Origin of the sequence: Candidatus Methylopumilus planktonicus (genome assembly GCF_000981505.1) — a bacterium.
In the GTDB taxonomy this organism is placed as follows: Bacteria; Pseudomonadota; Gammaproteobacteria; order Burkholderiales; family Methylophilaceae; genus Methylopumilus; species Methylopumilus planktonicus.
On record NZ_LN827929.1, the window covers coordinates 262134 to 280610 of the forward strand.

Genomic DNA, 18477 nt, shown 5'->3' on the forward strand with positions numbered 1-18477 from the left:
AATATATGGCCAGTAAAGATATTTATTTTGTTCCTGAATCAAGTAAGTGGCCTATAGTTGGCAGTCTTGCTCTGTTTACGTTATTTGCAGGTTCAGCAATGTTATTAAATCAATCACCCAATGCGAAGTATGTATTTATTGTTGGTATAGCAGCAGTAATCTATATGTTTGCAGGATGGTTTTCAAATGTAATAGCTGAAAGTCTTGCAGGAAAATATAACAAACAAGTAGATATTAGTTTCAGAATGGGTATGGGGTGGTTTATCCTATCAGAAGTTATGTTTTTTGCAGCTTTTTTTGGCGCTCTTTTTTACGCTCGCGTTTTATCTGTACCTTGGCTTGGTGGTGAAGGAAGTGGAGCTGTGACTCACCAGTTTTTATGGCCAGCATTTAAAGCTTCATGGCCTATGTCAGTTATGCCAGACTCAACCAATTTTACTGTTTATAAAGATATTGTCCCGGCATTTGGCTTACCTGCAGTTAATACTTTAATACTTTTATTAAGTGGGGTGACAGTAACGCTTGCTCATTGGGCTTTAAAAAAAGCACAAAGAAATTATCTAAATGCTTGGCTTGCTGTTACGGTTGCATTAGGTGGATTATTTGTGTACTTTCAAGCAACCGAGTACCACCATGCTTACACCGAATTAAGTTTAAAGCTTAATTCTGGGATATTTGGGTCCACATTCTATTTGCTTACAGGCTTCCATGGTTTTCATGTAACGATGGGGGCTGTAATGCTAGCGGTGATTTTATTGAGATCACTTAAGGGACATTTTACAAAAAATGAGCATTTTGCTTTTGAAGCTGTCGCATGGTATTGGCATTTTGTAGATGTAGTTTGGCTGGGATTATTTGTATTCGTATATTGGCTTTAAGCTAGCAGATTTAAAAAGTCCAATATTGATAGCGCTTTCTTATTTTAAATGCCATGAGGCTGAATCAGTCCAGAATAAAATCCGTAAAAAAGCAAGAAGAATAAAAGAAGAGAAAGACCAACTCTAAAGGAAAGTGAAGTTACCATTCTATTAGAGTTCCTTTTTTTATCTTTGATAAGAAAAAAAAGCCCACCCGAAAGAGACAGCAGGATAATTAATAGAATTGCTATTACAAGAATCTTAAATAATAATTCACTACTCATAAAAAAAGCCTTGCCTTCAATATAATTTTGAAATTTTCAATCTATAACATCAACTTTAATTATAAGTTAATACCTAGCCTGGTATTTATTATATTTTTTATTTTTTTTATTAAATTAGGGTTTTGGCAGCTCGATCGTGCCGACCAAAAAAAGATAATTAATATGGCATTTGTCGAAAGACAAAATCAGCCGCCAATACAATTAAATAAAGAAACTGTCCAAATGCCAATAAAGGATATTATTTGGCATAAAGTTTCTATGAGCGGCGAGTTTTTAAATGATAAGAATATTATTCTAGATAATCAAATTGTTCAAGAAAAAGCAGGTTTTTTAATTTACACCCCTTTTAAGATTTTAGATTCTAATAAAATTATTTTAATCAATAGGGGTTGGTATCCTCTATCCAAATCTAGAAATGATGTTCCTAATATACCCCCTATCAAAGAGATACAAACAATTGAGGGTGAAATTAGTAAAATGCCTTCTCCTGGTATTTCACTAGGAAAAGTTATAACTGAAAAATTAGATGAATCGTCTTTTAGGCTTCAGAAAATGGAATATCAAGTTTTAAGCTCTTTAATAAGTAAAGATTTAATGAGTTATGTAGTTAAACTAAAAAAACCGATTTTTGATAAGACCTATGTTTTAGATTCGAGTATGCCAGTCCCTGACAGTGATAAAAATTATGGTTATGCATTTCAGTGGTTTGCGATGGCATTTACTCTTTTAATTATTTTTATAAGATTAGGTGTAAAAAAGAAATGAAGTTAAGCAATATTCTTAAGTCAAGATTAAAGCTAATTGGTATTGCATTGTTATTTGTTGTGCCTGTAATTTATTCGTGGTACCAAGTTTTTTTTACAAATTTTAAGCCACATTCAAAGGGGGTTGAGCATGGACTCTTAATTAGCCCAATTATTCAGATTGGAGATTTAGAATTATATGAGCCGATAAGCAGTCAAACTCACCAATTAATTGGCAAATGGACATTGGTTTCTTTTGTTGGAAATAAATGTGACAAGGCGTGTGAATTCCAATTATATTCATTAAGACAAATTTGGCTTGCGTTAGGTAAAGATGGTAATAAAATTCAAAGGCTAGCTGTAGTCAAAGATAAAAATTTAATTTCACCCGAACAGATTAAATTGAGCCAAGGCCAGCTTTTATTGAAAAATGATAGTGATTTAAAAGACAGACTTAACAATCAGTTTAAATCTTACCCATACTTTGAGAGCGAGTCTATTTACCTCATAGATCCCTACGGTAATTTGATGATGCAATATAAAAAAGGAACAAATCCATCTGGAATGATTAAAGATCTAGAGCGATTAATAAGAATTTCAAAATAATTAGGAATTAAGATGTTTTTTCAAAAGAGCATTTAATTTATTAAAATCTAACTCACCTATGACTTTATCAATGATTTTCCCATTTTTATCAACAAGTATTGAAGTTGGCGTAAGGCGAATGTTTTCAAATGATCGTGCAATTTGACCATTAACGTCTAACACAACAGGGAAAGGTATTTTATTTTTTTGCGTAAAGTTTAAGACCTGATTTGGCGGGTCATAACTCATAGATATAGCGATAATTTCTAAACCTTGCCCTTTGAATTGATTGTAAGTAGCAACTAGACCCGGCATTTCTTTGATGCAGCCTGGACAATCGGTTGCCCAAAAGTTGATGATTGTGAAATTATTTTTAACTTGATAAAGCTTGATAGCCTCACCAGTGATTGAAGTAACTGCAATTTCAGGAACTTTTTTATTTGTAGTTGATAACAAAAAAAATAAGACTAGAAGAGTTAATAAAACGAGCAACAGCCAGATAGATTTTTTTGCCATAATTGGGTGAATGTTATAATTCTTGCAAGTTAGAGGAATTATTTCCCTTTAGTCTAATCCATATTAATAAAATTATATAGAAATTTAATTATGAATCTTTTTAAAAAAATTACCTTTTTTACAACAGTTATGACATTTTGTTTAATTGTTTTAGGAGCCTATGTAAGGTTAGCGGATGCTGGTTTAGGTTGCCCAGACTGGCCAGGATGTTTTGGAACACTAACTGTTCCAGAAAGCCAAATGGCTATTGAAAAAGCCCAGCATACTTTTCCAGGCCAAGTTATAGAAAATGACAAGGCTTGGAAAGAGATGGTTCATAGATATGTGGCAGGCCTATTGGGGCTTTTAATTTTAACAATTGGTTATTTAGCTTATAAAAATAAAAAATCTCTAAAAGTGAGTATCCTTGTTCCCTTCAGCCTTCTGGGCATTGTATTTTTTCAAGCTATGTTAGGAATGCTTACAGTTACACTTTTACTCAAGCCCATTATTGTAAGTGCGCATTTAATAGGCGGTATGACAACTTTAGCTTTACTTACATATATAAGTAACGAACATTACAACGAAAATTCAAAATTAATTCTAAAGCAAAGCATAATTTTTTATATGGCAAGGTTTGGCTTTATTTTGATTTTTATGCAAATTTTTTTAGGTGGCTGGACTAGCACTAATTATGCTGGTCTCGCTTGCACAGACTTTCCAACCTGCCATGGACAATGGATCCCTGATATGGACTTTAAGAATGCGTTTAATATTTTTAGAGATTTAGGTCAAACTTCTGAAGGGACTCCAATCAGTCTTAACGCTTTACAAGCAATTCAGTGGGTTCACAGAATAGGTGCTATAACTTTAGTTGTTTATTTTGGCTATTTATCATATGCATTAATGAAATATAAACAATTGAGATCTGAGGCGATGTTGTTATTAGCTATATTAGCAGCCCAATTTATTATAGGAGTTGCTAACTTGATTCTTCATCTCCCAATGGTTTTAGCTGTTAGTCATAATCTAACAGCAGCTTTACTGGTCGTCATAATAACAATAATAAATGCAAAAATTAAAAAACAATATGCTTTGGCTCCTTAAAAAAAATACTTTGAATCTTCGGATTGATTTAAAGAATTTTTTAGTTCTTTGTAAGTTACGAGTTAATTCTCTTATTGTTTTTACTGCTGTAATTGGAATGTTTTTATCTACCCCCGGTATGGTGCCATTTAATGTATTACTAAGTTCTATTCTTGGCATTGGTTTTGTATCGTGTGCAGCAGCAGCTTTTAATTGCTTAATTGAACAAAAAATAGATGCAGTGATGGCAAGAACAAAAGGAAGGCCTATTGGAACAGGACAATTGTCATCCGAACGTACTACAGTTTATGCAAGTATTCTGGGGGGTGTTGGATTAGCCATTCTTTATTATTACGTGAACTCCTTGACAATGTGGCTTACTCTTGCAACTTTTTTCTCTTACTCCGTCATTTATACAATTTTCCTCAAGCCTGCTACGCCAATGAATATTGTTATTGGTGGCGCTTCTGGTGCTATGCCGCCTATTCTTGGGTGGGCAGCGGTTAATAATACTGTTGGACCGGAAGCACTAATACTATTTTTAATTATTTTCTGTTGGACGCCACCTCATTTTTGGGCATTAGCACTTTATCGGAGAAATGATTATGCAAAAGTAGGTATACCAATGCTGCCTGTCACACACGGCGAATCTTTTACATTGTTGCAAATTGTTCTATATACAATCATTTTGATTATTGTGACTATGGCGCCATTTAGTCTTGGCATGAGTGGGCTTATTTATTTAATTTGTGCCACTATTCTTAATGCTGTTTTCTTGTATTATGTAATTATGCTTTTTAAAAATTACTCAGATAAGTTGTCCATGAAAACATTTAGATATTCTATTATTTATTTAAGCCTAATTTTTTCTGCGATGTTAATTGATCATTATTTTAAATTTACTCTTTATTAAGATTACAAAAGGATAGTTAAATGAGTTTAGAAAAAGAAAAAAATGTTTTATTTGAGTTAATGGCAATTATTGTCGGAGCAGTCGTAGGGGGAATTTTATTCATTTTATTCATAACCTATGATTTTAAGAGTGCCACTAGCTCTAATGTTATGGTGGAAAGTAAAATTAAAGAAAATATTCAGCCCGTTGCAAAGGTAGAATTAGCTCAGGCAGTTGCACAAGGAGCAGCTTCAGGGGGTAAATCAGGAGAGGAAGTCTACAAAGCTGTTTGTTTGACGTGCCATCAAGCTGGTATATTAAATTCTCCAAAACTTGGTGATGTACAAACTTGGGCTCCAAGAATAGCTCAAGGTTATGAAACACTCGTTCAGCATGCCATTAAAGGAATTCGCTCTATGCCAGCAAAAGGGGGCAATGCATCTTTGTCTGATAATGAAGTTGCAAGTGCAGTCTTATATATGACGAACTCATCAGGTGCTAACTTTAAAAAATAAATATTCATGGCAATTTACGCAATTGGCGATATCCAAGGTTGCTACTATTCTTTTCTAGACCTTCTAAAAATAATTAAATTTAAACGCGGCAGAGATCAACTTTGGCTCGCGGGCGATTTGATTAATCGTGGCAATGGATCGCTGGAAATATTGAGATGGTGCTATAAAAATAAATCGTCAGTGACCGCTGTTTTAGGCAATCACGATCTTCACGCATTAGCTATCAAATATAAGGTTATTGAGCCAGATGACGAAGATACTTTATCTCGTCTTCTTAAAGCAAAAGACTCAGATCTACTTTTTAAATGGTTGCGATCTCTCCCCTTAGTTCATTACGAAAAAAAACACTTAATGGTTCATGCGGGTTTAATGCCTCAGTGGACCGTTAAGGACGCTCTAAAATTCTCAAAAGAAGTAAGCGTGCAACTCCGCAGTAAAAAATATGTAGAATTTTTATCTTCCATATATGGCAATAAGCCGGATAAATGGTCTAGTACCTTAAGTAAGAATGATAAAGCCAGAATTATTATTAATGCGACTACGAGGTTGAGGGCTTTGTCTTCAGATGGAGCTATTGATTTTACCTATAAAGGTGAACTTAAGAATATGCCTAAAAAGTTAAAAGCTTGGTTTGATTTTCCTAAAAGAAAAACCAAAGATAATATTATTATTTTTGGTCATTGGTCAGCTTTAGGCCTTGTTACACGAGGAGATATTTATTCCATTGATACTGGCTGTGTTTGGGGAAGAGCTTTAACAGCCATCAGGCTTGATGATAAGACAGTATTTTCTGTAAAAGCTAACTCAAAAGATATCTAATTAATTATTTTCTTCGATTAATTTTTTTGTATAAAGTTTTTCAATATCGTCACGGGATGGGCGATGATTTTGGCCACCTTGATTTTGAATTTTAATTGCGCCCATCACAGAAGCTAACCGACCAGCAGATTGCCAATCCCATTTCTTAGAAATGCCATAGAGAAGGCCTGCACGATAAGCGTCGCCACATCCTGTAGGATCAATAGTTGATTCAACCTTAATGGGTTCAATCTTATATATTTTATGGCCAGCATAAATGACTGAGCCTTCTGCACCCATAGTCACAATTAATGCCTCTACTTTTCTAGAAATTTCTTCTATAGAAAGAGAGGTTTTTTCAGACAAGAGAGTTGCTTCGTAGTCATTCACTGCAATATATGAAGCGTCATCAATAAACTCTAAAAGCTCTTCGCGATCAAACATTGGCAGCCCCTGCCCAGGGTCAAACATAAAGGGAATATTAAGCGCCTTACATTCTTTGGCGTGATTTATCATGCCATCTTTCCCATCTGGCGCAATGATCGCCAAGCATACATCTTTCAATTCTTTAATTTTATTCTGGTGAGATTCCACCATGGCGCCTGGATGAAAAGCTGTAATTTGATTGTCACTTAGATCAGTCGTAATATATGCTTGCGCTGTATAAAGACTCTTAATTTCCTTGATATATGAAGCATCAATTCCATTTTGATTAAGCCAGTCAAAATAAACCGAAAAGTCGCTACCTACTGTTGCCATAATGACTGGATTTTCATCGAGAAGCTTAAGATTGTATGCAATATTTCCTGCAGTACCGCCAAATTCTTTTCTAAGTTCTGGCACATAAAAAGCCACACTTAATTTATGAATGCTTTCAGGTAGGATATGGTTTTTAAATTGGTCCTTGAATACCATAATGGTATCGAAAGCCATGGAGCCGCAGATGAGTATACTCATGCTGGTTTAAATTCGACTAAGTAAATGATGGCAACAAGAGCTATTACAGGCACTTCATTAAACCATCGAAAATAGATATGGCTATGCTTATTTTTATTGTTTTTAAAATCAATAAGATGTTTAAAGCATAGATAGTGATAAGCCAACAATAAGATTACGAGACCTATTTTAATTTGAAGCCATTGTTCAGTTACGCCATAAAGACCCCAAAGCCACACTCCGAAAAGTATCGTTAAAAAAGCGCCGGGTGTCATGATCCCGAAAAAAAGCTTTCTTTCCATGACTTTGAATCTTTCATGGCTAATTTTATCTTTACTCATGGCGTGGTAAACAAAGAGTCTCGGCAAATAAAAAAGGCCAGCAAACCAAGTCACCATAAATATAATATGAAGAGTTTTTATCCAGAGCATTTTGAGTGTATTTGAGAAATTAATCTGAACTTTATTAAAGGTATTAGGTTCATAAAATGGAAAGAAACAGGCCCTTTAAACCGAGTAAATTGAGCTCATATTTTAACTGAATTTTCTGCCTAAAGTTCAATAACCCTATGGGTTATAACGTTGTTAGCAATTCTGCTCCATGATATGCTCATGCTTAAATTAAATTTATTTAAATGAACGCCCCAATACTCAAATCTATTTTTAAAACTCAACCATTTCCAGTCAATCGATTGCGTGAAATACCCTATAACTATACTTCGTTCTCAGACCGAGAAATCGTCATTCGATTCTTGGGGGAAAATATATGGAACATCCTGAATGAATTGAGAGACGAAAGAAAGACAGGCCGATCTGCTCGGATGCTTTTCGAGGTACTGGGAGATTTGTGGGTAGTTAATAGAAATCCTTATCTTCAAGATGATCTTTTAGAAAATCCGAAGCGACTTAAAGCATTAGTGGATGCTATGTATCATCGTATCCATTCGATTGGTGAGCGAAGTTCAGGCAATGACAAAGTCATGGAGCTTTCTGAAGCAGCGCATAAAGCAGTTAAGACTTTCGAAAACGATTTCAAGTTGGTCAAAAAATTTAGAAGAAAAATTTTTTCTAAATTAAAAAAAATTACCAAAAAAGATAATATTCAATTTGATGGATTAGCAAGAGTATCTCATGTGACTGATGCAACAGATTGGAGAGTTGAATACCCATTTGTCGTAATTAACCCAGATCACGAAGAAGAGATAGCGCAAATTGTTAAAGCTTGTATTGACCTTGAGTTAACCATTATTCCTCGAGGGGGAGGTACAGGTTACACCGGCGGTGCTATTCCGCTCACCCCATTCTCAGCAGTCATTAATACCGAAAAACTTGATGATATAAGCAATGTCGAATATCAAAATTTGCCTGGCGTCAGTGAGCGTGTGCCTGTTGTGAGATGCGGAGCAGGGGTTGTTACAAGACGCGCTATGGAAATGGCAACGAATAGTGGGCTTGAATTTGCTTGCGATCCGACATCAGCAGATGCGTCTTGCATTGGTGGAAATATTGCAGTGAATGCTGGTGGTAAGAAAGCAGTACTTTGGGGTACAGCTCTAGATAACCTAGCTTCTTGGAAAATGGTTGACCCTGATGGCAACTGGGTTGAGATCGAGAGATTAGATCATAATCTTGGCAAAATTCACTATGTAGATTTGGTGCGTTTTAAAATTAGTCGATATAAGCCTGACGGCAAAGAATTAATTGCAGAGCCAGAAGTTTTAGAAATACCTGGAAGTAGTTTTAGAAAAATTGGATTAGGGAAAGATGTAACCGATAAATTTTTGAGTGGGCTTCCTGGCGTTCAAAAAGAAGGTTGTGATGGACTCATCACATCTGGCACTTTCATTCTGCATAAGATGCCTAAGTACGTTAGAACAGTTTGTTTAGAATTTTTTGGCAATGTCTCCCATTCTGTACCCGCAATTGTAGAAATTAAGGATTATTTAGATCAATCAGATAGTACGCTCTTGGCGGGATTAGAGCATATGGACGAGCGCTATATTAAAGCTGTTGGGTATAGCACCAAAGCTGCAAGGCAAGAACGTCCTCGCATGGTTTTAATCGCAGACATTGCAAGTGATGATGAAGATGCTGTAGGGTTGTCAGCCTCTCAAATTGTACAAATAGCTAATTCAAGAAATGGTGAGGGTTTTATAGCAGTTTCAGCAGACGCTAGAAAACGTTTTTGGCTCGATCGTGCAAGAACAGCTGCAATTGCAAAACACACAAATGCATTTAAGATCAATGAAGATGTTGTGATTCCTCTTCCTAAGCTTGGAGAATACTCTGATGGTATTGAAAGAATTAATATCGAGCTTTCAATTAAAAATAAATTAAAACTTTTAGATGAATTAGAAACTTTCATTGAGCATGATAAATTTATTTATGAAGAAGAAGGATTAAACTCTGATCCAGAATTAACCCAAGTGAAGCAAAAAATGAGTATTGATTTGATTCATGGGTTAAGAGAAAAATGGGGCCAGATGCTGGACAATCTTGATAGCCCACCCTCGACGCTGCTTGAAAGCAATAATGATATTGAAGGGAAATATGAAAGTATATTTAGAGCGCTTCAGTCTTATGAGCTAAGAATTTCTTGGAAAAGAGAACTCAAAGACCCTCTCCATGAAATTTTTAACGGAAGAGAGTACCAAGGTTTTTTACTAAAACTAGATCAAATACATAAAAATACCTTAAAGAGTAGGGTATTTATAGCACTTCATATGCACGCCGGTGATGGTAATGTGCATACCAACATTCCTGTTAATTCTGATGATTATCAAATGATGCAAGAAGCGCGCGACTCTGTCGTAAGAGTCATGAGCCTTGCTAAAAGTCTCAATGGTGTTATTTCTGGTGAACATGGCATTGGCATTACAAAAATGGAATTTTTAGATGAAGGTACAATTCAAGCCTTTGAGAAATATAAAAATAAAGTAGATCCCTTTGGGCATTTTAATAAAGGTAAATTGCTTCCAGGTTCTGGCTTAGAGAATGCTTATACACCAAGCTTTGGATTGTTAGAGCAAGAATCTATCATCATGGAACAATCTGCTATTGGGGAAATAGCAGATTCAATCAGTGACTGTTTACGTTGTGGTAAATGTAAGCCTGTATGCACAACACATGTGCCTAGGTCTAATTTACTTTATAGCCCAAGAAATAAAATTTTAGCGACTTCATTGCTTATAGAAGCATTTTTATATGAAGAACAAACAAGACGTGGTATTTCGATTAAGCATTTCGATGAATTTAACGATGTTGCTGATCATTGCACTGTTTGCCATAAATGCCTTAACCCTTGCCCAGTTGATATCGATTTTGGTGAAGTATCTATTGCTATGCGAAATTTCTTAAGAGAGCAGGGTAAGCGTCACTTTAGCCCAGGCACAGCATTAGCGATGAGTTATCTCAACATGAAAGATCCAGTCACCATTAAAATTATGAGAACTTTAATGGTCGATGTTGGATACAAAGTTCAACAAGCTGGCCATCACTTATTAAAAAAACTCGGCACTATTAATTTTTTCAAAAATAATCCACCTTCAACTATTGGTAAAGCGCCGATCAAGTCTCAAATTATTCATTTCTTAAATCGACCAATGCCTAAAAATATGCCAACTAAAACCTCTAGAGCGCTTCTTGGCATCGAAGATGATAAAGTCGTTCCAGTCATAAGAAATCTAGAAAAGATTAATGAAGATTCTGACGCAGTTTTTTATTTCCCCGGATGTGGTTCTGAAAGACTTTTCTCACAAGTAGGATTGGCAACTCAAGCGATGTTATATGAGGTTGGTGCAATTACCGTTCTCCCACCAGGCTACTTATGTTGTGGCTATCCTCAGACCTCTTCTGGTAACCATGATAAAGGTCAAAAAATAACTTCTGATAATCGTGTGCAGTTCCATAGAGTAGCGAATACACTAAATTATCTAGATATTAAAACGGTGATTGTTTCTTGCGGAACTTGTATGGATCAGTTACAAAAATATGAATTTGAAAAAATATTTCCTGGCTGCAGATTATTAGATATTCATGAATATCTCATGGAAAAAGGAGTAAAAATGGAAGGTGTTTCAGGTACTAGATATATGTACCATGATCCTTGCCATAGTCCAATGAAAACATATGCACCTTCTCAAGTTACGAATGCATTAATGAATACAAGTGTACCTTTGAATGATCGTTGTTGCGGTGAGTCTGGAACGTTTGCCGTAGGAAGACCAGATATTGCGACTCAAGTCAAAAAGAGAAAACTAGAAGAAATTGAAAAAGGGATTCAAAAAATAGGTATTGATCAACCAGAATCATTTGGGGAAGTCAAAATTCTTACTTCCTGCCCTTCTTGTTTACAAGGATTGGCGCGTTATGGAGAAGAAACAAATACAACAGCAGATTATATTGTGGTTGAATTAGCCAAGAATTTACTAGGCGCAAATTGGATGCAAAACTTTGTAGAGAGCTCTACCAAAGGCGGCATTGAGAAAATACTTTTATAGTTTAAATAGGTATGAATAAGCCAGTCGTAACATTTTGAATAATGCGCGTAATACCCCGCTCAGTTTTTTCAGATAATGTAAAAGCTAGAAAATCTGTTCTACCAATAATTTTTCCAAACTCTCTTTCAAAAGACAAATTACTTTCTTTTTCATTTATTTCATTCGCTAGCAAAAAGGATTTACCGGAACTGTCCTTGGCGTTAGAGAGTTTCCAAACAGCTGTTTCAATATTACGAGAGGCATTATACAAAAGCTGAGGGTCAACAGAGTCAAATAAATAAAATTCTTTTTTACCTCCATGAGCTTTGATAAGCATAGTGTAAATACCCACAATAAATGGGAGTACTTTGTCGCCTTTGTAGTCTTCGCTAAAGGTTAAGTCCATAGCATCAGTGCCTTGAGCATTATTAATAGCTTCAAAATTCCAATTATGATTTCCATTAAATACCCAATTCACCATTTTTTCAGGATCTTCAGATGTACTTTTTTTTAATTCAGAAGGATTCCTTTTATAAAGCTTAAGCATGAGAGTTTTTAAACTTTGAATATTTTCTCTAATCTCATGGTCAGCCATGCGGTCAAAATCCGTTTTCCCAAGCTGCCTTACAGACTGCCTATCTGATTCAACAATTTCTTTTGCATGTGAAATGGGCAGGGATATTGAAAATATTAAACAAAAAAAGAAATAATATAATTTATTCATTTTCTTCTTCATTTCTTAAGAGAGAGTCTCTCTTGCGGGAAAATAATCTTAAATTGACTGCCTTTCCCTACTTGACTTGTAATTTCTATTTGTGCCTGATGTCGAATACAAACATGTTTTACAATAGAAAGCCCTAATCCAGTGCCTCCAGTATTTCTGCCTCGATCACTATTAATTCTATAAAAGCGCTCTGTAAGTCTCGGAATTAGCTTTTGATCAATACCAATACCAGAATCTTGCACTTCAAAATAAGGATTTTGGTTCTTCATATCCCATATAACATTAATCGACCCACCTTTTTCGGTATAGCGTATAGCATTGCTTACAAGATTAACAAATGCACTATATATTTCTTTTTCATATCCTAATAAAGAAATATTTTTCTTAATGGACATATTAATTGTATGTAATTTGCCGGATATCAAATCTGAATCCTTCTTCAGGTTCTTGAAGAGATGGAGCATATCTATTTCTTTTTTTTCGGCAGGTGCTGCGTTTGATTCTATCGATGAAAGCTGAAGCAAGTCCTCAACTAGCTTATTCATTCGATCTGATTGTTCAAGCATCATTTGAAGATAAGAGTAGGTTTTTTCATTGAATTCATTTTTCATATCTGAAAGTGTTTCTAAAAATCCAACGATGACCGTTAGTGGCGTTTTTAACTCATGTGAAACGTTCGCAATAAAATCACGCTTAATAGAATCATTTTTTTCAATCTGTGCAATATCCCGGCAGATAAGAAGTTTTTGACTCGCACCAAAAGGTACCAGAAGTATTTCGAATGATCTGCTTGTATTGCGCCAAGAAATTAATTTAAGCGAGTCATTGTATATATTGGAATTGAGATATTCAGTAAAATTAGTTTCGCGCAATAAGTACTTAATAGGCTGATTAATATCTTTAGATAAATTGATACCAAGCATTTTTTCTGAAGGTTTGTTACACCATTCAATTTCATTATTTTGATTTAGAGCAACAATGCCGTCAGGAATAGCTTCTGCTGCCGTCATAAATCTGCCAAGTGTTGTAGTTAGTTCAGATTTGCTTCTCTTTTGTTTTCTATATTCTCGATAGAGTATGGCAAATATTTCTTCCCAGATACCCGATCCATCAGGGATAGTTGATAGATTTGGATTTTTAAGCCATTTGTTTAGACGGTAAATCCAATAAACATGAGAAAGTAAATAGATGGAGAGGCATAAGATAAAAAACAATGAAGCAACTTCTAAGCTTTTAAATCCCCACACAATAAGAGATAAAAAAGATATAAATAATAAAACCCAAAAAGTATTCCAACGGATATCTTGCAATGTTTTTTCTCGCTAAAAACGTACGAGTATTATAGCGAGTAATGCTTGCAGTGATCTAGATAAATTCTATTTTGTAGAGAGCCTGTAACCTGAGCCGCGAACAGTTTGGATTAAATTTTCATGCTGAGATTGGGTAAGAATATTTCTTAATCTTCGAATATGAACATCCACCGTTCTATCCTCAATAAAAATTTGACTTCCCCAAACCTTATCCAATAGTTGACTCCTTGAATAAACTCTTTCAGGGTTGCTCATAAAAAAATGAAGCAATCTAAATTCTGTTGGACCCATTTCCAGTGGCTTATTATTTCCGGTAACGCGATGTGATACAGGATTTAATTCTAGACCATTAATTTTTAATATATCTTCAGTAAGTTCGGGGGCTTTTCTTCTAAGCACAGCCTTGATTCGAGCATTAAGTTCTCTAGGACTAAAAGGCTTTGTAATATAGTCGTCAGCACCAATCTCTAAACCTTTAACTTTATCTAATTCATCACTTCGCGCTGTTAACATAATAATAGGGATTGTTTTAGTTAAAGCATTGCTACGTAATTTTTTTGCAAAATCGATACCTGACATACCAGGCAACATCCAGTCGAGCAAGATAATATCGGGAAGAGCTTCGTTAATCAGTTTTTCTGCATGTTCAGCACTTATAGCTCTTAGAGGATTATAGCCAGCCTGAGAGATATTAAGTGCCAAAAGCTCAAGAATTGGACCTTCATCTTCAACGATCAGTATATTGGCTTTCATAATTGCTTATATTAATGGATTGGTTATGATCGTATGACATTTATATGACACTTTAATGACAATATATAGTTTACAAAAAATAAGATGTTTTTTTAAAAATAATTTAATATTGAAATGTTGATTTTCGGGGAGTGTGTATGCCAAGTTTTTTTTCAAAAGAATATATCACTGCTAAGGCTTCTTATAATCGTTGGCTGGTTCCGCCCGCAGCATTAGCCATTCATCTTTCAATTGGTATGGCTTATGGATTCAGTGTTTTTTGGAAACCTTTAGGGAATGCCTTAATAGGTCAGGATGGCAAGGCTTTAGCTGCATGCTCTGCTGGGGCAGCAACCTTTGCAGATAAACTTCATGGAACACTTCGAGCTTTAACTGCGACAGACTGTAACTGGACTCAATTTGATTTAGGGTGGATGTACACCTTGTTCTTTGTTCTTTTAGGCTGTTCCGCAGCTTTTTGGGGAAGCTGGTTAGAGCGAGCGGGCCCCAGAAAAGCCGGGCTTGTTTCTACCTTATGCTGGTGTGGCGGATTATTGCTTTCCGCTTTTGGCATATATACGCATCAGCTTTGGATGATGTGGCTTGGAAGTGGCGTCATTGGTGGGATAGGTTTAGGCTTAGGATACATTTCCCCCGTCTCTACTCTAATTAAATGGTTTCCGGATAAAAGAGGTATGGCCACTGGCATGGCGATTATGGGTTTTGGAGGAGGTGCCATGATTGGTTCCCCGCTCGCCACAATGCTAATGACAAAATTTTCTACAAACATTAACGGCATGACTCAGCCTGGGATTTGGCAAACATTCGTAGTAATGGCCATTATTTATACTATTTTTATGATTTCAGGCTCTCTAGGCTATAGAGTGCCTCCATCAGGATGGAAGCCTGCAGGATGGAATCCACCTAACAATAAAAATAATAATATGATTTCGGTTAATCATGTGCATTTAAACAAGGCGCATCAAACGCCACAATTTTGGTTTCTGTGGATAGTTCTTTGCATGAATGTGTCAGCAGGTATAGGTATTATTGGAGCAGCAGCGCCAATGCTTCAAGAAACTTTTGGCGGCGCCTTAATTGGCCAGGCAGATCTAGGTTTTGCAGATCTTAAAAAAGATGAGTCTTTATTGGCACTTGCAGCCGCCGTAGGCGCAGGATTTGTAGGGTTAATTTCTTTATTTAATATTTTTGGGCGGTTTTTCTGGGCCAGCATTTCAGATAAATTAGGAAGAAAACTGACTTATATTGTATTTTTTACACTTGGTATCTTGATGTATGTCACCGCATCCTACATGACTGGATCTAAATCATTAGCGCTCTTTGCAGCATGTTTTTGTATTATTGCCTCTATGTACGGTGGGGGGTTTGCAACGATACCAGCTTACTTAGCAGACATGTTTGGAACTCAATTTGTGGGGGCAATTCATGGAAGAATCCTAACGGCTTGGTCAACTGCAGGTATATTGGGCCCTGTGATTGTAAATTATATGCATGATATGAGGGTTGAAGCACAGGTTCCTTTTTCAGAAATTTACGCACCTATTTTTTATATATTAGCGAGCATGCTTGCCATCGGATTTATTGCAAATCTTATGGTGAGACCTATGGACAATAAATTCTTTATGACCGATAAAGAGTTATTGGCTGAAAAAAAATTAGCACATGAAAAATTTATTTCAACAAAAGAAACTATTGGAAAGGCTGAAAAAACTCCACTAATCACTTTTCTTGCTTGGTCAGCTGTTGGTGTGCCTATATCTTATGGGATATGGAGCACTATACAAAAGGCTTGGATATTGTTTCATTAACTTATATAAAAGCTAAAGATAGCTCTCATATAAGTTAAAATTACTTTTTTATTTAAAAGTAATACTAAAGGACTTAGTGAATTGAGAGAGATTTTGAAAAATTCAAATGGAGAATTATTCTCTATTGGTATTGTGATGTCAGAATTTAACCCGCATGTTGGCGAAGCGCTAGTTAAGGCATGTCATCAAGAGCTTCTTAACCTTGGTGTAAAAGATGAGCGTATTGTATTAGCAAAAGTTCCTGGGGCCCTAGAAAGTCCTTTAGCTCTTAAAAAGATGGCGCAAACAAAAAAATTTGATGCACTTATTGCAATGGGCGCTGTAATAAGAGGCGAGACTTTTCATTTTGAAGTTGTAGCAAACCACTCAGCAAAATCAATTATGGATGTTCAATTAGAATTTAGTATGCCAATTGTTAATGCAATATTAACCACTGAAAATGATGAGCAGGCTATGGAGAGAGCCTCAGTCAAAGGCAAAGAAGCTGCTCAAGTTGCTATACAAATGATTCATTTATTAAAGTCAGTCTAATGCTAGAAGTGCAACCTATTAAAAAGAAAAAGAAGCTTGTTAATAATAGGCGTAAGTCTAGAGAGCTTGTGATGAAAAGTATTTATCGCGGTATCTTAAATCAGTTTGATATTAATCAGATTAAAAAAGACATCAAAGATGACCCTGATTATTTAAAGGCGGATGAAATTTTTTATCACCATCTTTTTGATGGCATCATGAATAATATGGATCAATTAAATAATGAAATTTCAAGTTTTATTGATCGACCTATTGAAAAGCTAAGCCCTATCGAGCATTCAATTCTGTGTATTTCAGTTTATGAGCTTATGCACGATGTACCAACCCCATATAAAGTGGCTATTAATGAAGGTGTTGAGTTAGCTAAGACCTTTGGTGGAATTGACGGGTATAAATATATTAATGGTGTGCTAGATAAAGTAGCCGAAAAAAGAAGACCGTTAGAGTTTCTAAAACATTAAAGCTGATACGTTTTGATACCATGCAAATCTAGAGTTAAATAACTCCCCTGTTCATACCAGTCACCTAAAACAACGCGTTGCATTTGATGGCCATCAAGATTAATTGAGTGATAGTTTGGTCTATGTGTATGGCCATGAATAAAAAAATCTGGGTAATTGAATTGAGTTAGGATTCGATTTACTTCTTCAGGATTTGCATCCATGATTTCTTCAGATTTATTTTTTTTATTTAATTCACTTTGCTTTCTAAATTCATTTGCAATGTGGATTCGCTCAGTAAGAGGTTTTTTTAGAAATTCATTTTTCCATGATTCATTTCTAACCTTGTTTTTGAAAGATTGATATTCGATGTCATCAGTACAAAGTGAATCCCCATGACTTAGAAGTATTTTTCTGCCATAAATTTCGATAAGTGTTAGATCTTTTAATAAAAGAGCTCCTGTTTTTTTTTCAAAGACAGGACCAATAAGAAAGTCCCTATTGCCGTGCATTAAAAAAACCTTAATGTGTCGACCTGTTAATGCTTTGATAGCCCTGATTATATTTTCATGCTGCTTTGAATCATCACCTATCCAATATTCAAAAAGATCGCCAAGTATGTATAGCGCATCGACTTGATTGGTTATTTTATTTAAAAAATTCAGGAAAGCATCAGCGATACTTGGACGACTTTCGCACAAGTGTATATCTGATACAAAGATAGTTTGATTAGGCAATATTAATCAATAGTAACATTGAGAATTGTGACTGCCTCTAAAGGAACATCTTGATGGCCGCCCGAATTACCTGTTGCGACTTTTTGAATTTTATCCACAATGTCAGTACCTTCAGTGACTTTTCCAAAAACGCAATAACCCCAGCCATCCTGGCCTGGGTGATTTAAAAAATCATTATTATTTGCATTAATAAAGAATTGGCTCGTGGCCGAATCGGGTATTGAAGTTCTAGCCATGGCAATGGTGTATTTATTATTTTTAAGACCATTATTAGCCTCATTTTTAATTGGTTTTTCAGTGGCTTTCTGTTTCATCGAGTCATCAAATCCGCCGCCTTGAATCATAAAGCCATCAATAACTCGATGGAAAATAGTGCCATTATAGTAACCATTCTTAGCGTAACTTAAAAAGTTTGCGACAGTAATGGGCGCCTTATCAGCATCAAGTTCTAAAATGATATTGCCGAAATTGGTTGAGAGTGTAATCACTTAAATTCCTTTATAAAA

The 18477-nt window shown here is 35.4% G+C and carries 20 protein-coding genes; 11 read left to right on the forward strand and 9 right to left on the reverse strand.

Features of this window, described 5'->3' with window-relative positions:
• Positions 1 to 5: 5 nt before the first annotated feature.
• Positions 6 to 878, forward strand: a complete 873-nt coding sequence (locus tag BN1208_RS01470; RefSeq protein WP_046487137.1) for a cytochrome c oxidase subunit 3 — start codon at positions 6 to 8, stop codon at positions 876 to 878.
• A gap of 44 nt (positions 879 to 922) precedes the next feature.
• On the opposite strand, the gene BN1208_RS07175 is transcribed toward BN1208_RS01470, so the two are convergent.
• Entirely contained in the window at positions 923 to 1141 is a 219-nt protein-coding gene (locus BN1208_RS07175; RefSeq protein ID WP_082092811.1) for a twin transmembrane helix small protein, read from the reverse strand.
• A 27-nt stretch (positions 1142 to 1168) separates the two neighbouring features.
• On the opposite strand from BN1208_RS07175, the gene BN1208_RS01475 reads away from it, so the two are divergent.
• Together BN1208_RS01475 and BN1208_RS01480 are read left to right on the forward strand one after the other, a co-directional pair.
• Complete coding sequence (locus tag BN1208_RS01475) at positions 1169 to 1906, forward strand: SURF1 family protein (protein ID WP_046487141.1); 738 nt, start codon at positions 1169 to 1171, stop codon at positions 1904 to 1906.
• On the forward strand, positions 1903 to 2490 hold the full coding sequence (locus BN1208_RS01480; protein WP_046487144.1) for an SCO family protein: 588 nt from the start codon (positions 1903 to 1905) through the stop codon (positions 2488 to 2490). The genes BN1208_RS01475 and BN1208_RS01480 overlap by 4 nt, the downstream gene beginning before the upstream one ends.
• Here BN1208_RS01480 and BN1208_RS01485 read toward each other — a convergent pair whose 3' ends face one another.
• A complete protein-coding gene (locus tag BN1208_RS01485) occupies positions 2491 to 2985 on the reverse strand; it encodes a peroxiredoxin family protein (RefSeq protein ID WP_052734598.1) in 495 nt (164 codons plus the stop codon). It abuts the gene before it with no gap.
• A gap of 90 nt (positions 2986 to 3075) precedes the next feature.
• Between BN1208_RS01485 and BN1208_RS01490 the strand changes: the two genes are divergently transcribed.
• The 4 genes from BN1208_RS01490 to BN1208_RS01505 are packed head-to-tail and all read left to right on the forward strand — an operon-like array spanning position 3076 to position 6276.
• On the forward strand, positions 3076 to 4071 hold the full coding sequence (locus BN1208_RS01490; RefSeq protein ID WP_046487149.1) for a COX15/CtaA family protein: 996 nt from the start codon (positions 3076 to 3078) through the stop codon (positions 4069 to 4071).
• A complete protein-coding gene (gene cyoE, locus BN1208_RS01495) occupies positions 4055 to 4963 on the forward strand; it encodes a heme o synthase (protein WP_046489159.1) in 909 nt (302 codons plus the stop codon). The genes BN1208_RS01490 and cyoE overlap by 17 nt, the downstream gene beginning before the upstream one ends.
• Positions 4964 to 4983: 20 nt before the next feature.
• Positions 4984 to 5457, forward strand: a complete 474-nt coding sequence (locus BN1208_RS01500; RefSeq protein WP_046487151.1) for a c-type cytochrome — start codon at positions 4984 to 4986, stop codon at positions 5455 to 5457.
• A 6-nt stretch (positions 5458 to 5463) separates the two neighbouring features.
• The gene (locus BN1208_RS01505) at positions 5464 to 6276 is read left to right on the forward strand and encodes a symmetrical bis(5'-nucleosyl)-tetraphosphatase (RefSeq protein WP_046487155.1); all 813 of its coding nucleotides are present in this window, start codon (positions 5464 to 5466) and stop codon (positions 6274 to 6276) included.
• Here BN1208_RS01505 and BN1208_RS01510 read toward each other — a convergent pair whose 3' ends face one another.
• Complete coding sequence (locus BN1208_RS01510) at positions 6277 to 7212, reverse strand: carbohydrate kinase family protein (RefSeq protein ID WP_046487157.1); 936 nt, start codon at positions 7210 to 7212, stop codon at positions 6277 to 6279. It lies immediately after the preceding gene.
• Positions 7209 to 7622, reverse strand: a complete 414-nt coding sequence (locus BN1208_RS01515; RefSeq protein ID WP_046487160.1) for a CopD family protein — start codon at positions 7620 to 7622, stop codon at positions 7209 to 7211. Before BN1208_RS01515 ends, BN1208_RS01510 begins: the two co-directional genes overlap by 4 nt.
• Positions 7623 to 7825: 203 nt before the next feature.
• Here BN1208_RS01515 and BN1208_RS01520 point away from each other — a divergent pair, with 203 nt between their 5' ends.
• A complete protein-coding gene (locus tag BN1208_RS01520) occupies positions 7826 to 11689 on the forward strand; it encodes a DUF3683 domain-containing protein (protein WP_046487163.1) in 3864 nt (1287 codons plus the stop codon).
• 1 nt (position 11690) lies between these two features.
• Here the strand turns inward: BN1208_RS01520 and BN1208_RS01525 are convergent, their stop codons facing one another.
• The 3 genes from BN1208_RS01525 to phoB form a co-directional block, all read right to left on the reverse strand.
• A complete protein-coding gene (locus BN1208_RS01525; protein WP_046489160.1) occupies positions 11691 to 12392 on the reverse strand; it encodes a hypothetical protein in 702 nt (233 codons plus the stop codon).
• Positions 12393 to 12400: 8 nt separating this feature from the next.
• Complete coding sequence (gene phoR, locus BN1208_RS01530; RefSeq protein ID WP_046487166.1) at positions 12401 to 13702, reverse strand: phosphate regulon sensor histidine kinase PhoR; 1302 nt, start codon at positions 13700 to 13702, stop codon at positions 12401 to 12403.
• A gap of 66 nt (positions 13703 to 13768) precedes the next feature.
• Positions 13769 to 14455, reverse strand: coding sequence for a phosphate regulon transcriptional regulator PhoB (phoB, locus tag BN1208_RS01535; protein ID WP_046487169.1), 687 nt, complete (start codon positions 14453 to 14455; stop codon positions 13769 to 13771).
• Positions 14456 to 14592: 137 nt separating this feature from the next.
• On the opposite strand from phoB, the gene BN1208_RS01540 reads away from it, so the two are divergent.
• The 3 genes from BN1208_RS01540 (at position 14593) to nusB (ending at position 17255) form a co-directional block, all read left to right on the forward strand.
• The gene (locus BN1208_RS01540; protein ID WP_046487171.1) at positions 14593 to 16263 is read left to right on the forward strand and encodes an OFA family MFS transporter; all 1671 of its coding nucleotides are present in this window, start codon (positions 14593 to 14595) and stop codon (positions 16261 to 16263) included.
• 81 nt (positions 16264 to 16344) lie between these two features.
• Positions 16345 to 16794: a 6,7-dimethyl-8-ribityllumazine synthase gene (gene ribH, locus BN1208_RS01545; RefSeq protein ID WP_046487174.1), complete on the forward strand. Its 450-nt coding sequence runs from the start codon at positions 16345 to 16347 to the stop codon at positions 16792 to 16794.
• Entirely contained in the window at positions 16794 to 17255 is a 462-nt protein-coding gene (nusB, locus tag BN1208_RS01550; protein WP_046487178.1) for a transcription antitermination factor NusB, read from the forward strand. The genes ribH and nusB overlap by 1 nt, the downstream gene beginning before the upstream one ends.
• Here nusB and BN1208_RS01555 read toward each other — a convergent pair.
• Together BN1208_RS01555 and BN1208_RS01560 are read right to left on the reverse strand one after the other, a co-directional pair.
• Positions 17252 to 17971, reverse strand: a complete 720-nt coding sequence (locus BN1208_RS01555; protein ID WP_046487181.1) for a UDP-2,3-diacylglucosamine diphosphatase — start codon at positions 17969 to 17971, stop codon at positions 17252 to 17254. The two genes, nusB and BN1208_RS01555, sit on opposite strands and share 4 nt — an antisense overlap.
• A gap of 2 nt (positions 17972 to 17973) precedes the next feature.
• Positions 17974 to 18459 (reverse strand): peptidylprolyl isomerase, encoded by a 486-nt coding sequence (locus BN1208_RS01560; RefSeq protein ID WP_046487183.1) that lies wholly within the window; start codon positions 18457 to 18459, stop codon positions 17974 to 17976.
• Between the last annotated feature and the right edge of the window lie 18 nt (positions 18460 to 18477).